The sequence below is a fragment of the Streptomyces sp. C1-1 genome (genome assembly GCF_050214755.1).
Lineage (GTDB): Bacteria > Actinomycetota > Actinomycetes > Streptomycetales > Streptomycetaceae > Streptomyces.
Window position 1 is genome coordinate 5624496 of record NZ_CP189826.1, and the last position, 14509, is coordinate 5639004.

The window sequence follows — 14509 nt, forward strand, 5'->3', positions numbered from 1 at the left end:
TTCGGATGGTGTGAGCGGTGCAGGTGCTTCAAGTGCAGCTGGATATCCGGCCCGACCCCACTGAAGTGGGGCGAGCCCGGAGGTGGACCCGTTCGCGCCTCGCCGTGTCCGGGATAGCGGCCGACGAGCCGCTCGCCGAGACGCTGATCCTGCTCGTCTCCGAACTGGTCACCAACGCCGTGGTGCACACCGGGTGTCCGGCCGTGCTGCGGCTGAGCCTGCCCGAGGGGGCGGCCGAGCCGTCCATCGTCCGCCTCGAGGTCGCCGACGCCAGCGACCGGGCCCCGGTGCCCCGGTGTGCGGACGGCGACGCGACCGGCGGGCGCGGGCTCGCCCTCGTCGACGGCCTCGCCGACCGCTGGGGCTGGAATCCCGAGGGGGCCGGCAAGCGCATCTGGTGCGAACTCGACCGCTGCGACCGGCCGCGCGGGGACGCCGCGAGCTGCCTGGGCGGCGTCTCGGCCTTCGAGGGGCTGGCGTTCGAGACGGTGTGACCGTTGGAGGCGCACCTTGCGCGGCCGTGTGGCCGGTTGTCGTCATGTCCGATGCGCGGTTGCAGAAATCCTGCCGTCCCAGGTCCCGCGCGGTGCGATGCGCCGGGGCCGTGCACCCGTGCGCGGGCGCTGCAAATAGGGCGTAAGTGATAAATCTCCGTATGGGTGTTGACGCGCCGTGACCGGATGAACACGCTGGTGGTCAGCGATTCGCCGCGAGGGGACGGCGAGGGTTTCGGTGACGGAGGTCCTCGTCGAGTGCGGGTCGTGAGTCGGCGTCAGCTCTTGAGGGTTCAGGGCCAGAGGGCTGGGGCGGGTACGCCGGGGTCGGATGGCGGCGCGTATGCCGCGCTCGGGGCGGTTGGGGAAGCCGCGCCGCCAGACGACGCCTCCCGCCGGAGGGTGCACTCCTACAGAACGGCCACGGGAGCCACCGGGGTCCCCGTCGCGCCGACGAAGGGCTCGGGCATCGCCGAGAGCAGGAACGCGTACCGCCCGCTCTCTCCACAGGCTGTGGACAGTTCTTCGAGATTCCAGTTCTGGCCCTGCAGCATCCCCATCTCCACCAGGTCGAGCGCGTGCACGGGCAGCCACAGGTCCTCGATCTCGGGCGGGAAGATCTCGAACGTCAGGGTGTCATCGGCGACGGCGGCCACGTCGCGCGCGTGGAACCACTCCGGAGTGCGGACGGACAGCCCGGGCGACGGATAGCCGTACCCGTCCCGGTCCCCGGCGAGATACACCTGGATCTGCCCGGTCCGTACGAGCACCACGTCGCCGGCGCGCACCCGCGTACCGGCGAGGTCCTCGGCGGCCTCCAAATCCTCCGGCGTGACCGCGTGCGAGCCGTCGAGCCGGTCCCTGCCGAGCGCCCGGGCCACGTCCAGCAGCACCCCGCGCGAGACCACGTGCCGCGCCTTGTCGATGCCGCCGAACTCCGCGCCGCCGTGCGCGGTGATGGCCTCGGCCGGGCGGCCGTTGTAGAGCCGGCCCGAGTGCGAGACGTGGGTGAGGGCATCCCAGTGGGTGGCCGCCTGCAGGCCCATGGTCACGATGTCGTCGCTGCACGCGACCGTCCCCGGGCCGAACAGCTCCTGGTTGATCTGCACCATGGCGTGCAGCGGGTTGATCCGGCCCGGGATCAACCCGCTCTGCACGCCGTTCTGTTCCAGAGGCAGGGCGAGCGGGACCCGGCGGCCGCTGCGCACGGTCGCGGTCGCCTCGCGGACGACCTCGTCGGTGATCAGGTTGAGCGTGCCGATCTCGTCGTCGGCCCCCCAACGCCCCCAGTTGTTCACGCGCTTGGCGATCTCGTGGAACTCGGCCGGCAACGACATCGGCTCTCCCCGGGGCTTGTCTCCAGGCATCTGACGGGACATAAAATCTAACGGTCCGTCAGAAACCGCGGGAAGGGGCCGGGTGTGGGGAACTTCTTGGCAGGCAAGGTGATCGCCGTGACCGGGGCCGGGCGGGGTATCGGACGGGCCGTCGCACTGGCCGCCGCCGCCGAGGGGGCGCGGGTGGTCGTCAACGACTACGGCGTCTCGGTCGCGGGGGAGTCCCCCACGAGCGAGGTCGCCGAGGGCGTGGTCAAGGAGGTCGAGGCCGCGGGCGGGGAAGCGGTCGCGGTCGCCGACGACGTGTCCACGATGGCCGGCGGGCAGCGGATCGTCGACACCGCGCTGTCCTCGTACGGGCGGCTCGACGGGGTCGTGTGCGTCGCCGGGATCCTGCGGGAGCGGATGCTGTTCAACATGTCCGAGGAGGAGTGGGACCCGGTCCTCGCCACCCATCTGAAAGGCACGTTCACGGTCTTCCGGGCGGCGTCCGCGGTGATGCGCAGGCAGCGGTCGGGGACGCTGATCGGGTTCACCAGCGGCAACCACCAGGGGTCGGTGTCACAGGCCAACTACAGCGCGGCCAAGGGCGGGATCATCTCGCTCGTCCGCAGCGCGGCGCTGGGCCTGCACAAGTACGGGGTGACCGCCAACGCGGTCGCGCCGGTCGCCCGTACCCGGATGTCGGCCAACGTGCCCATGGAGCTCGCCGAGATCGGGGAGCCGGAGGACGTGGCTGCCCTCGTCGTCTATCTGCTGTCGGACCGCGCGCAGGAGATCACCGGGCAGGTGTACACGATCGCCGGGCCGAAGCTGGCGGTGTGGGCGCAGCCGAGGGAGCTGCGGGCGGCGTACGCCTCCGGCGGGTGGACGCCGGAGACGATCGCGGAGTTTCTGCCGGGGTCGGTGGGGGTGGATCCGATGCCGATGCTTGCGCAGTTGGAGGCGATGGAGAGGGCCGCAGCGAGGGGGGACAGGCCGAACGCCCAATAGTTCGAGGGGTTCGGTGTGCGGGCGGGTGCGGGTTGTCCGTGGCTCGTAGCGCAGTTCCCCGCGCCCCTGGGTGCGTCGAGTCGCCCGGCATCAGGAGCAACCCGCCTTCTTGTGAGGAGAGGTCCGTGGACTTTGGGTTCAGTGTCGAGGACGAGGTGTTCCGGGCCGAGGCTCGGGCGTGGCTGTGCGAGCACGTCGGACCCGATCCGGACCGTCGGGCCTGGGAGCGCACCCTCGGCAAAGCCGGGTGGATCGGGCTCGGTTGGCCGGAAGGCGGATACGGCAATCGCACCGCCACCCTCACCCAGCAGGTCGCCTGGGCCGAGGAGTACGCGCGGTCGGGGGCGCCGCCCCGCTCCGGGCACATCGGGGAGAACCTGCTCGCGCCCACCCTCGTCGCGCACGGCACCGACGCGCAGAAGGCGCGTTTCCTGCCGCCGATCGCCGCCGGGGACGAGCTGTGGTGCCAGGGGTACAGCGAGCCGAACGCCGGGTCCGACCTGGCCGGGGTGCGGACCGCCGCCGTACGCGAGGGGGAGGGCTACCGGATCTCCGGGCAGAAGATCTGGACGTCGCTGGCGCAAGAGGCGGACTGGTGTTTCGTCCTGGCGCGCACGCAGGCCGGGTCGCGCCGGCACCACGGGCTGACCTTCCTGCTCGTCCCGATGGACCAGCCGGGGCGGATCGAAGTACGGCCGATCCGGCAGATGACCGGCACGAGCGAGTTCAACGAGGTCTTCTTCGACGGGGCACACGCGCGTGCGGAGCACGTCGTCGGCGCGGAGGGGCAGGGCTGGCGGGTCGCGATGAGCCTCCTCGGGTTCGAACGGGGGGTGTCCACCCTGGCCCAGCAGATCGGCTTCGCCCAGGAGTTGACGCGGGTGGTGCGGACGGCCGTGCGCACCGGCGCCGCCGACGACCCCGTCGTACGCGCCGCGCTCGTGCAGCAGTGGGCCGAGCTGCGCGCCATGCGCTGGAACGCGCTGCGCACCCTCGGCGGCTCCGGCGACGCCGGTGCGCCGAGCGTGTCCAAGCTGCTGTGGGCGAACTGGCACCAGCGGCTGGGAGAGCTGGCGGTGCTGGTGCGCGGGGCGGAGGCGTCCGCCGGGCCGCGGGACTGGGCGCCCGAGGCGCCGTACGAGATCGACCGCGACCAGCAGCTGTTCCTGTTCTCCCGGGCCGACACGATCTACGGCGGCTCCGACCAGGTCCAGCGCACGATCATCGCCGAGCGCGTGCTCGGCCTGCCGAGGGAGCCCAAGGGGGTCGTCTGATGCGCGCAGTGGTGTTCGACGGGAAGCGGGTCGAGGTCGTGGACGACCTCGAGGTGCGGGACCCGGGGCCGGGCGAGGTGCGGGTCGCGCTGTCGGCGGCCGGGCTGTGCCACAGCGACCTCTCCGTGGTGGACGGGACCATCCCCTTCCCCGTCCCGGTGGTGCTGGGGCACGAGGGGGCGGGGGTGGTGGAGGCCGTCGGCGCAGGGGTCACCCATGTCGCGGCCGGGGACCATGTGGCGCTGTCCACGCTGGCCAACTGCGGCACGTGCGCGGACTGCGACCGGGGGCGGCCGACGATGTGCCGGCAGGCGATCGGGCGGCCGGGGAAGCCCTTCGCGCGGGGCGGGAAGGCGGTGTACCAGTTCGCGTCCAACTCCGCCTTCGCGGAGTCGACGGTGGTGAAGGCCGTGCAGGCGGTACGCATCCCGAAGGACATCCCGATGCCGTCCGCCGCCCTCATCGGCTGCGGGGTGCTGACCGGGGTGGGCGCCGTCCTGAACCGGGCGCGCGTGGACCGCGGGGAGTCCGTTCTCGTCATCGGTACCGGCGGCATCGGGCTGAACGTCCTGCAGGGGGCACGGATCGCGGGGGCGTCGCGGATCGTCGCGGTCGACGCGAACCCGGCGAAGGAGGCCGTGGCGCGGCAGTTCGGCGCCACCGACTTCCTGACCTCCACGGACGGGGTGCGGGACATCCTGCCCCACGGGGTCGACCACGCCTTCGAGTGCGTCGGACGCGTCGAACTGGTCCGGCAGGCCGTCGACCTCCTCGACCGTCACGGCCAGGCCGTCCTGCTCGGCACGGCGCCCGCCAAGGCGGAGGCGTCCTTCCTCGTCTCCTCGATGTTCCTGGACAAGTCGATCCTCGGCTGCCGGTACGGCTCCTCCCGGCCGCAGCGCGACATCCCGCTGTACGCCGAGCTCTACCGGCAGGGCCGCCTGATGCTGGACGAGCTGGTGACCGCCACCTATCCCCTGGAGGACTTCGAGAAGGCGGTGGGCGACGCCGAGGCCGGCCGGGTGGCGAGGGCGGTACTGACCTTCTGAGCGTCAGGCCGGCTCCAGGGCCACGGCGGCCTCGGGCTCGCCGTCGCCTCCCGTGTTCGTGGCGCGGAAGGTGCGGCGGTAGGCGGTCGGGGTGACCCCGAGCGCCGTCTGCAGATGCTGGCGCATCGACTGGGCCGTGCCGAACCCGGCGTCGTGGGCGATCCGGTCCATGGACAGGCCGGTCGTCTCCAGGAGCTGGCGGGCGCGCTCCACACGCTGCTGGGTGAGCCACTGGCCGGGGCTGACGCCGACCTCCTCGCGGAAGCGGCGCGTGAAGGTCCGTACCGACATGGACTCCTGCGCCGCCATGTCGCGGAGCTGGATCGGCTCGTGGAGGCGGCCCAGCGCCCAGGCGCGTGCCCCGTGCGTGGTCGCGAGCCGGGGCTCCGGGACGGGCCGCTGGATGTACTGCGCCTGGCCGCCGTCGCGGTGCGGCGGTACGACGGTGCGGCGGGCGACGTCGTTGGCGACGGCCGTGCCGTGGTCGCGGCGCACCATGTGCAGGCACAGGTCGATGCCGGCCGCGACCCCGGCCGAGGTCAGGACGTCGCCGTCGTCGATGAACAGGACGTTCGGGTCGACGTCGACCTTCGGGAAGAGGCGCTGCAGCTGGTCGGTCTCCGCCCAGTGCGTGGTCGCCGGCCGGCCGTCGAGATAGCCGGCCGCGGCGAGGACGAAGACGCCGGTGCAGATGGAGGCGAGCCGGGTGCCGGGGCGGATGTGGGCGAGGGCCGCGGCCAGCTCGTCGGTCAGGACGCCCTCCTCGAAGACCGGGCCGAGTTCGTACGACGCCGGGACGATCACCGTGTCGGCGGTGGCCAGCAGCTCAGGGCCGTGCTCGACCGCGATCGCGAAGTCGGCGTCGGTGCGCACCGGGCCGGGCGGCCGGACCGAGCAGGTCAGGACCTCGTACAGGCGGCGCCCCAGGGCGTCCTTGGGGCGCCCGAAGATGCGGTGCGGGATGCCCAGCTCGAAGGGGAGCAGCCCGTCCATGGCGAGGACCACCACGCGGTGCGGACGGAACTCCGGCTCGGCGGGCTCACTGCTCACGGCCATGTCCATGGCCCGATCCTAACGAATGCTGTCCTTCGGGCCAGTGGTCGCGCAGTACCGCGGACCGGATGCTCTATGGCGTGACCCAGACAACCGAACCCGCTGTCGTCGAGGCGGCCGGCCGGCCGCAGAGATCCCGTCGCGTCCACCGCGCCTGGTTCGTCGCCGCCGTCACCTTCGTGACGATCATCGGCGCCGCCGCCTTCCGCTCGCTTCCCGGACTGCTCATCGACCCCCTGCACCAGGACTTCGGCTGGTCGCGCGGCACGATCGGCGCCGCGGTCTCCGTCAACCTCGCGCTGTACGGTCTGACCGCCCCGTTCGCGGCGGCGCTGATGGACCGCTTCGGCATCCGCAAGGTCGTCGCCGTGGCCCTGACCGTGATCGCGCTCGGCTCCGGCCTGACGGTGTGGATGACGGCGGCCTGGCAGCTGATGCTCTGCTGGGGCCTGCTGGTCGGTCTCGGCTCCGGCTCGATGGCCCTCGCCTTCGCGGCGACGGTCACCAACCGCTGGTTCACCGAGCGCCGGGGTCTGGTCACGGGCATCCTCACCGCCGCCTCCGCCTCCGGCCAGCTGATCTTCCTCCCGCTGCTGTCCTGGATCGTGGAGAAGCACGACTGGCGTCCGGCGGCCGTCACGGTGGCCCTGGCGGCGCTCGCCGTCGTCCCCTTCGTCTGGCTGCTGCTGCGCGACCACCCGGCGGACGTGGGCCTGAAGCCGTACGGCGCCGTGGAGTTCGTACCGAAGCCCGAGCCCGCGGTCGGGGCCGCCCGCCGCGCGGTCAGCGTGCTGATGAAGGCCTCCCGCACCGGCACCTTCTGGCTGCTGGCCGGCACCTTCGCGATCTGCGGCGCCTCCACCAACGGCCTGGTGCAGACCCACTTCGTGCCCGCCGCCCACGACCACGGCATGCCCGTCCAGGCGGCGGCCTCGCTGCTCGCGGTGATCGGCGTCTTCGACGTGGTCGGCACGATCGCCTCCGGCTGGTTCACCGACCGCTTCGAACCGCGCCGGCTGCTCGCCGTCTACTACGCCCTGCGTGGCATCTCCCTGCTGTTCCTGCCGATGCTGCTGGCCCCCAGCGTCCATCCGCCGATGCTGTTCTTCATCGTCTTCTACGGCCTGGACTGGGTCGCCACCGTCCCGCCGACCGTCGCCCTGTGCCGCGAGCAGTACGGCGACGACAGCGCGATCGTCTTCGGCTGGGTCCTCGCCTCCCACCAGGTCGGCGCGGCTCTCATCGCCTTCCTCGGAGGCGTGGCGCGGGACGTGTTCGGCTCGTACGACATGGTCTGGTACGCGTCGGGCGCCCTGTGCGCGGCGGCGGCACTGATGGCGCTGGTGATCCGCCGCAGGCCGGTCCCGGCAGCCGCGACGGCCTAGAGCCTGTCGTTCGGATCGGCTCGGCTGCAGGGGACGGTGCCTTGCGGCCGAGCCGAGCGCGGTCTGGTGCGTGCGGCTGCAAGGCGGAGGAGGGAGTCGGCGAGTGACGACAACGCGGCAGATGCGCGTGCCAGGGCCCGCGATGCCGAGCTGATCCAAACAACAGGCCCTAGCGGAAGCGGCCCCGGTGGAAGAGCAGGGGTTCCGCCTCCTCGTCGCCCGTGCCCAGCGCCTCCACCCGCCCCACCACGATGAGGTGGTCGCCTCCGGTGTGCACCGCGTGGACCGTGCAGTCGATCCAGGCGAGCGCACCGGCCAGGCGCGGGGAGCCGGAGACCGGAGCCGGATCGTGGGCGACGCCCGCGAACTTGTCCGCGCCGCTCACCGCGAAGGACCGGCACAGCCCGCCCTGGTGGCCGGCGAGGACGTTGACGCAGAAGACGCCCGCGCGGGCGATGCGCGGCCAGGTCGTCGACGTACGGCCGACCATGAAGGCGACCAGGGGCGGGTCGAGGGAGAGGGAGGAGAAGGACTGGCAGGCGAAGCCGGCGGGGGTCTCCTCGCCGGGGCCGGCGGGCGCGGTGATGACGGTCACGCCCGTCGCGAAGCCGCCGAGCACGCGCCGGAACTCGGCCGGGTCGACCGGGGCCCGTTCGTCCTCGCCGACGCAGCGCAGCTCCGGGCGCGGCAGCGCCTCCACGGGGGCCGGGGCCCGGCCCGACCTCAGGTACCGGACGGCGGCCGCGGCTGCTCCTGCGTGTCCCATCACCCCTCCATTGAAGCTGACGCATCGTCAGATGGGAAGGTCAGCGGCCCCGGTACTCCGGGCTTCTGCGCTCCACGAAGCTCCGCACGCCCTCCTGGGCGTCCGCCGTCGTCATGTTGATCTCCTGGGCGGCGGCCTCGGCGGCGAAGGCGGCCGTCCGGTCGCCGTCGAGGGAGGCGTTGACGAGCTGCTTGGTGAGGGCGAGGGCCCGGGTGGGGCCGACGGCCAGGCGGGCCGCCCAGTCACGGGCCGTCTTGTCCAACTCGGCGTCGGGCACGACCCGGTTGACCAGGCCGAGGCGCTCGGCGTCGGCGGCGCAGAGCGCGTCGCCGAAGAACATCAGCTCCTTCGCGCGATGCGGGCCGATCAGGCGGGGGAGGAGATAGGCGCCCCCGCCGTCCGGCACAAGTCCGCGGCGCACGAACACCTCGATGAACTTCGCCGACTCCGCGGCCAGTACGAGGTCGCAGGCGAGGGCGAGATGCGCGCCGAGGCCCGCCGCCGTGCCGTTGACCGCCGCGATCACCGGCTTCTCGCAGTCCAGGACGGCGGCGATCAGACGCTGGGCGCCCTGCCGGATCATGCGCGCCACATCGCCGGCGACACGCTCCCCGCCCGCCGCCCCGCCCCGCAGATCGGCCCCCGTGCAGAAGCCGCGTCCGGTCCCGGTGACGACGACCACCCGCACGTCCGGGTCGGCCGAGGCGTCCGCCAACAGCTCGATGAGCAGCTCGCGTTGGTCCGGGGTGAGCGCGTTGAGGGCCTCGGGCCGGTCGAGGGTGAGGTGGGCGACCCCGGCGTCGACGGTGTGCAGCACCCCGGTCACCGGCACACCGCCAACGCGTCCAGCGCCACCGCGCCCTGCCCCCTGGGCAGCACCATCAGGGGGTTGATGTCGAGCTCCGCCAGCTCGTCCCCGAGCTCCAGCGCCATGCGCTGCACCCGCAGGACGACCTCCACGAGGGCGTCCAGGTCGGCCGGCGGACGCCCCCGCACCCCGTCGAGCAGGGCCCGCCCGCGCAGGTCGCCGAGCATGTCCCGGGCCTGATCCTCGCCGAAGGGCGGCACGCGTACGGCCACGTCGTGCAGCACCTCGACCAGCACCCCGCCGAGGCCCACGGTCACGGTCGGCCCGAAGAGCTCGTCGTGGGTGACGCCGACGACCATCTCCACGCCCTTCTCGACCATCTGGCAGACCAGCACGCCGTCGAGCGCGACACCCTCGTGGCGGGCGATGTCGGTCAACTCCCGGTAGGCGTCCCGGACCTGGCTGGCGGAGGTGAGTCCGACCTTGACCAGACCCAGCTCGGTCTTGTGGGCGATCTGGGCGCCGGAGGCCTTCATCACCACCGGGTAGCCCACCAGGCCGGCCGCGCGCACGGCGGCCGCCGCGCTGGTCACCAGCTGCTCGCGCGGCACCCGGATCCCGTACGCACGCAGCAGCTGCTTGGCGGCGTGCTCGCTCAGCTGCTGGCCGGGGCGCATGAGGGCCTGCGCCTTGCGGAAGGACGGTGAGTGGGTGCGCGGGGCCTCGTCGAAGGGGGAGCGGTAGCGGGCCACGAAGCGGTGGTGGTCGAGGTGGGCTCGGACGGCGGTGACACAGTTCGCGGCGGTGCGGAAGGTGGCCACCCGGGAGGAGCCGAGCAGGACCTCCCGGTAGGCGGGCTCGGTGCCGACCGGGGAGCCCCAGACCACGCAGACCAGCTTGTCGGTGCGCTCGGCCGCGTCCACCAGGTCCTTCACGAGCCTGTCGCTCAGGGGCGGGAAGGGGCCGGTGATCGGGCAGATGAGCACGCCCACCGCCGGGTCGTCGAGGATCGCGTCGATGATCTTCCGGCCGCGCTCGTCGCCGACCGGATGGCCGCCGTTGTCCACGGGGTTGGCCACGCTCAGGTACTCGGGTATCCACTGGTGCAGCTCGGCCTGCTTCGCCTCGGACAGCACCGGCAGCCGCAGCCCCGCCTCGGTCGCGAGGTCGGCGAAGTGGGCGCCCGTGCCGCCCGAGATGGAGTAGACGACGACCCCGTCGGCCACCGGCGGCCTGGCACGGGCCAACAGGGCGGCGGTGTCCTGGAGTTCGTCGAGACCGTCCACCCGGATCACACCGAACTGCCGCAGCGCCGCGTCCACCACGGTGTCCGCGCCGGTCAGCTTCCCGGTGTGGGAGGCGGCCGTGCGGGCGCCGGTCTCGGTGCGCCCGACCTTCACGGCGACGACCGGCACCCTGCGGCGGGCGGCCCGGTCGGCGGCGAGCAGGAAGGACCGGCCGTCCTTGAGGCCCTCGATGTAGCAGGCGATGGCGCCGACCTCGGGCCGTTCGGCGAAGTAGGAGAGGAAGTCGGCCGTCTCCAGGTCCGCCTCGTTTCCGGTGGGCGCCCAGTGGGAGAGGCGGATGCCGAGCTCCTGGAGGGCGAAGACGGGACGGCCCTGGTGTCCCGACTGGGTGATCAGGGCGATGGCCGGACCGTCGAGGTCGTCGCGGAACCGCTCGAAGGCGTTGAGATTGGTGTTGGGGCCCAGCAGGCGCATGCCGGAGCGGGCCACGGCGGCGGCGAGACGCTCCTGCGCGGCCGCGCCCGCCGCGCCCGTCTCGGCGAACCCTGAGGCGAAGACGACCGCGAACTTCGCCTTCGCCTCGGCCAGTTCGTCGATCACCGGAAGCGGGTCGGCGACCAGCAGTACCGCGAGATCGACCTGTTCGGGCAGGTCGGCGACGGACGGGGAGCAGGGGATGCCGAAGACGGACGGCCGGCTGGGGTGGACGGGGTGCAGCCGCGCCCCGACGCGCTCGGCCCAGGCGACCAGCTGCCGGGTGATACCGGTGTTGGGCCGCCCCTCGGCGTCCGAGGCGCCGACCACGGCCACGGACTCGGGCCGGAAGAACCGGTCCAGATCGGGGACGTCGGAATAGAGGGGGCGGCCGCTGACGTCGAGGTCGTCGACGTCGGCCGGCCGGCCGTGTACGGCGGGTCCGGGTTGCTCGCCGCAGGCGATGACCCGGGCCCGGCGGGAGTCGGTGGTGAGGGTGCCGTGGGTTGATCCAAGCATCGGTCCGCCCGCTCCTGTGTGACAGCCAATAACTGACGTAGTGTCAGATTAGGTGAACTGACGCAGTGTCAGGAACTGCTGTGCACGCAAAGTTGGTGAATCCGAAACCGGATCAACCCCTGGGCCCTCGGTCCCACGGGGGATCAGAGGGCGGCCAGAACCTCCCTCGCCGCCCGCTCGCCGGAGCGCACCGCGCCGTCCATGTAGCCGGTCCAGTACGTGGAGGTCTCCGTGCCGGCCCAGTGGATGCCGCCGGCCGGCTTGCGCAGGGCGGCGCCGTACTCGGTGAGGACGCCGGGCGGGGCGTAGGCGACCGGGCCGCCGCGCGAGAAGCCCTCGTTGTCCCAGCGCTGCAGGACGAAGGAGGTCGGCGACTTGGCCTTGTCGCCGAAGTAGGCGGCGTAGTCCTTCAGGACGGCCGCCTTCACCTCGTCGGTGCTCGACGCGTCGTAGGCGCGCATCTGGTCGGCCTCGATGAAGCCCATCAGGGCGCCGTAGGAGCCGTCGGGCGGCGAGTTGTCGAAGGTGGAGCGGACCACGCCGGAGTCGCTGACGACCTGGCCGTTGAGGCCGTCGGCGCGCCAGAACGGGGTGTCGTAGACCGCGATCGCCTTGCCGATCGAGCCCATCGGCATCCGCTGGCTCAGCTGGTCGCGGGCGGCCGGCAGCAGCGGGTCGAAGGCGATCCGGCCGGTCAGCGGCAGCGGCACGGCGACGATCACCTTCTTCGCGGTCACGCTGACGCCGTCCGCGGTCACCACGTACTTGCCGCCGGACTGCACCACCGAGCGGACCGGCGCGCTCAGCACCACCCGGTCGCCGAGCGTGGCGGCCAGCTTGATCGGCACCTGCTGGGAGCCGCCCACGAAGCGGGACTCCTGGGCGCCGTTCGCGGTGTCGGTGAGGCGTTCCAGGGTGCCGGCGTTGGACTCGTTGCCGGCGGCCGCTATGTAGAACAGGACGTAGAGCAGGGAGAGTTCACGCGGCTGGGCCGAGAAGATCGAGGTGCAGGCCACGTCGAGGAGGAACTTCGCCGACGGCACGATCGCGTTGGCGTTCAGCCAGCTCTCGAAGGTCTGCTTGTCCCACTCCGCGGCCTTGGGCGCGGTCCACGGCGCGTCGACCGGCACCGTCTTGGCCATGTCGTCCAGCTTGGCCTGGACGATGGCGGCGTTGGCGAGGCCGGCCGCGTCGACCGGCGGGACCGAGCCGAGGAGACCGTCGGTGGCGTACGGGGTGCGGGTGCCGTCCTTGTAGAGGAGGTTCTTGCCGGTGTTGTACGTCGTGAAGGTGGCCACCCCCAGCGAGTCGGCGAGCGCCTTGATGCGGTCCTGGGTGGGGCCGATGAACTCGCCGCCGCCCTCGGTGACACCGCCGTTCGCGAGGGAGAGGTTGACGACCCGGCCGCCGACGCGGTCCCGGGCCTCCAGGACGGCCACCGTCTTTCCGCCGGCCACCAGGTCGCGGGCCGCGGTCAGGCCGGCGATGCCGCCGCCGATCACGGCGACGTCCACGGCGGGGAGGGCGGAGGCCGCCGTGGCCGTTCCGGCGGCGGTGCTGGTGAGGGCCACGGCGCCCGCCGCCGCGGCGGCGCCGCCGAGCAGGGAACGCCGGGAGAGCTGTCTTTCGCGTGCCACGTGCATCCTCCGAGTGGAGAGAGTGTGGAGCCAGAAAGTGAGAAGTGTTCACATTCTGGCCCGGGAGGGCGGCACACTTCAACGCTCCCGTCACATCTGGCACGTGAGTAACGGGAGTGTCGAGAAAGGGAGTTGAGCGCTTCTGCGTCAGCCGGGCAGTCGGGACAAGGTGCTTCCGCCGTTCCGCATCACGGCCTTCGCGATCTTCTCGGCGTCCATCGCCACCTCGCGGAGCGTGCCGCTGAGGGGGGTGGTGAAGCCCGTGAAGTGCAGGCCCGGCGCGTTCTGCGGGGCGCGGGCGCCGTGCGCGAGGGGTCTGCCCCGGTCGTCGAGCACGCCGAGGTGGCCGACGAGGTCCTCCAGCGCGCGGACGTATCCGGTGGCGGCGACGACCGCCTCCGGGGAGATGCGGGTGCCGTCGGCGAGGACGACCTTGCCGGACTCGAAGCCGTCGACGGCGGCCACCACCTCCACGCGGCCCTTGCGGACGGCGTCGATGAGACCGACGTCCTGGACCGGGATGGCGCCCTCCTTGGCCCGGCTGTAGAGGCCGGTGTCCGGGCGGGGCAGCCCCTGTGCGGACAGGTCGGGCACGCTGAGCTTCGCCAGCGGCCGCGCCAGCCGGTCGACGAGCCCGACGGGCAGCCGCCGCACGAGCACCCCGGTGTACTGGGCTGCCCAGCCGGCCGTCGAGCGCCGGACGATGTGCGGGGCCGTGCGCACCGACAGCCGCACCCGTGAGGCGCCGCCCTCCACCAGGTCCACGGCGATCTCGGCACCGGTGTTGCCGACGCCGACGACGAGGACGTCACGGCCGGCGTAGGGCTCGGGGTTGCGGTAGCGGGAGGCGTGCGCGAAGTCGCCGGTGTAGTCGTCGAGACCGGCCCAGTCGGGGACGTACGGCGTGTGGTTGTAGCCGGTGGCGACGACCACGGCCGCCCCGGTCAGCTCCCGTCCGCCGGTGGCGTGCAGCAGCCAGCCGGTGCCGTCGGGGGAGCGTTCGACGCGCGAGACCTCGACGCCGGTGACGATCTCCAGTTCGTGCACCTCGGCGTACTTCTCCAGGTAGCGCACCACGTCGTCCCGGGCCGCCCAGCGCCCGAACCGGCGCGGTATCGGCAGTCCCGGCAGGGCCGACAGCCGCCGGGTGGTGTGCAGGCGCAGCCGGTCGTAGTGGCGGCGCCAGGAGTCCCCCACGCGGTCGGACTTCTCCAGCACGACGGCGCGTATGCCCCGGGCCCGCAGCGCGTACGCGACGGAGAGCCCCGCCGGACCGCCGCCGACGATGTAGACGGGGCGGTCCGAGGGGCTCGGGGACGGTGTGGAGTCGGCCATGAGCGCGAGCGTAATCACGCACCAGCTTGATGGGTCTCGGTCAAGACCGGAATTGGTTGCGGATTGATCACGCCTGTAGGAGGAGTGGGTGGGGCTTGTGACGTAGGACACCTGGTTGTGGTCGTACGGAGAAGTCCG

The 14509-nt window shown here is 72.5% G+C and carries 12 protein-coding genes; 5 read left to right on the plus strand and 7 right to left on the minus strand.

Going from position 1 to position 14509, the window contains the following annotated elements:
• Positions 1-32: 32 nt before the first annotated feature.
• On the plus strand, positions 33-494 hold the full coding sequence (locus ACQF4J_RS25815) for an ATP-binding protein (protein WP_351560860.1): 462 nt from the start codon (positions 33-35) through the stop codon (positions 492-494).
• A gap of 410 nt (positions 495-904) precedes the next feature.
• Here the strand turns inward: ACQF4J_RS25815 and ACQF4J_RS25820 are convergent, their stop codons facing one another.
• The gene (locus ACQF4J_RS25820; protein WP_351560862.1) at positions 905-1831 is read right to left on the minus strand and encodes a cyclase family protein; all 927 of its coding nucleotides are present in this window, start codon (positions 1829-1831) and stop codon (positions 905-907) included.
• 84 nt (positions 1832-1915) lie between these two features.
• On the opposite strand from ACQF4J_RS25820, the gene ACQF4J_RS25825 reads away from it, so the two are divergent.
• The 3 genes from ACQF4J_RS25825 (at position 1916) to ACQF4J_RS25835 (ending at position 5147) form a co-directional block, all read left to right on the plus strand.
• Positions 1916-2824, plus strand: a complete 909-nt coding sequence (locus ACQF4J_RS25825) for an SDR family oxidoreductase (RefSeq protein ID WP_351560864.1) — start codon at positions 1916-1918, stop codon at positions 2822-2824.
• Between the two features lie 125 nt (positions 2825-2949).
• On the plus strand, positions 2950-4098 hold the full coding sequence (locus tag ACQF4J_RS25830; protein ID WP_427166877.1) for an acyl-CoA dehydrogenase family protein: 1149 nt from the start codon (positions 2950-2952) through the stop codon (positions 4096-4098).
• Positions 4098-5147 (plus strand): Zn-dependent alcohol dehydrogenase, encoded by a 1050-nt coding sequence (locus ACQF4J_RS25835; RefSeq protein WP_351560868.1) that lies wholly within the window; start codon positions 4098-4100, stop codon positions 5145-5147. The genes ACQF4J_RS25830 and ACQF4J_RS25835 overlap by 1 nt, the downstream gene beginning before the upstream one ends.
• Positions 5148-5150: 3 nt before the next feature.
• Here ACQF4J_RS25835 and ACQF4J_RS25840 read toward each other — a convergent pair whose 3' ends face one another.
• A complete protein-coding gene (locus ACQF4J_RS25840; protein WP_427168615.1) occupies positions 5151-6203 on the minus strand; it encodes a GlxA family transcriptional regulator in 1053 nt (350 codons plus the stop codon).
• A gap of 77 nt (positions 6204-6280) precedes the next feature.
• Here ACQF4J_RS25840 and ACQF4J_RS25845 point away from each other — a divergent pair, with 77 nt between their 5' ends.
• The gene (locus ACQF4J_RS25845; protein ID WP_427166878.1) at positions 6281-7585 is read left to right on the plus strand and encodes an MFS transporter; all 1305 of its coding nucleotides are present in this window, start codon (positions 6281-6283) and stop codon (positions 7583-7585) included.
• 169 nt (positions 7586-7754) lie between these two features.
• On the opposite strand, the gene ACQF4J_RS25850 is transcribed toward ACQF4J_RS25845, so the two are convergent.
• The 5 genes from ACQF4J_RS25850 to ACQF4J_RS25870 form a co-directional block, all read right to left on the minus strand.
• Positions 7755-8351 carry a flavin reductase family protein gene (locus tag ACQF4J_RS25850; RefSeq protein WP_427166879.1) on the minus strand — a complete coding sequence of 199 codons (597 nt, stop codon included), beginning with the start codon at positions 8349-8351 and terminating at the stop codon, positions 7755-7757.
• 40 nt (positions 8352-8391) lie between these two features.
• Entirely contained in the window at positions 8392-9183 is a 792-nt protein-coding gene (locus ACQF4J_RS25855) for an enoyl-CoA hydratase/isomerase family protein (protein WP_427166880.1), read from the minus strand.
• A complete protein-coding gene (locus tag ACQF4J_RS25860; protein WP_427166881.1) occupies positions 9174-11399 on the minus strand; it encodes an acetate--CoA ligase family protein in 2226 nt (741 codons plus the stop codon). The genes ACQF4J_RS25855 and ACQF4J_RS25860 overlap by 10 nt, the downstream gene beginning before the upstream one ends.
• Before the next feature lie 143 nt (positions 11400-11542).
• The gene (locus tag ACQF4J_RS25865; RefSeq protein WP_427166882.1) at positions 11543-13042 is read right to left on the minus strand and encodes a flavin monoamine oxidase family protein; all 1500 of its coding nucleotides are present in this window, start codon (positions 13040-13042) and stop codon (positions 11543-11545) included.
• Positions 13043-13183: 141 nt separating this feature from the next.
• Entirely contained in the window at positions 13184-14371 is a 1188-nt protein-coding gene (locus ACQF4J_RS25870; protein ID WP_351560880.1) for a flavin-containing monooxygenase, read from the minus strand.
• Between the last annotated feature and the right edge of the window lie 138 nt (positions 14372-14509).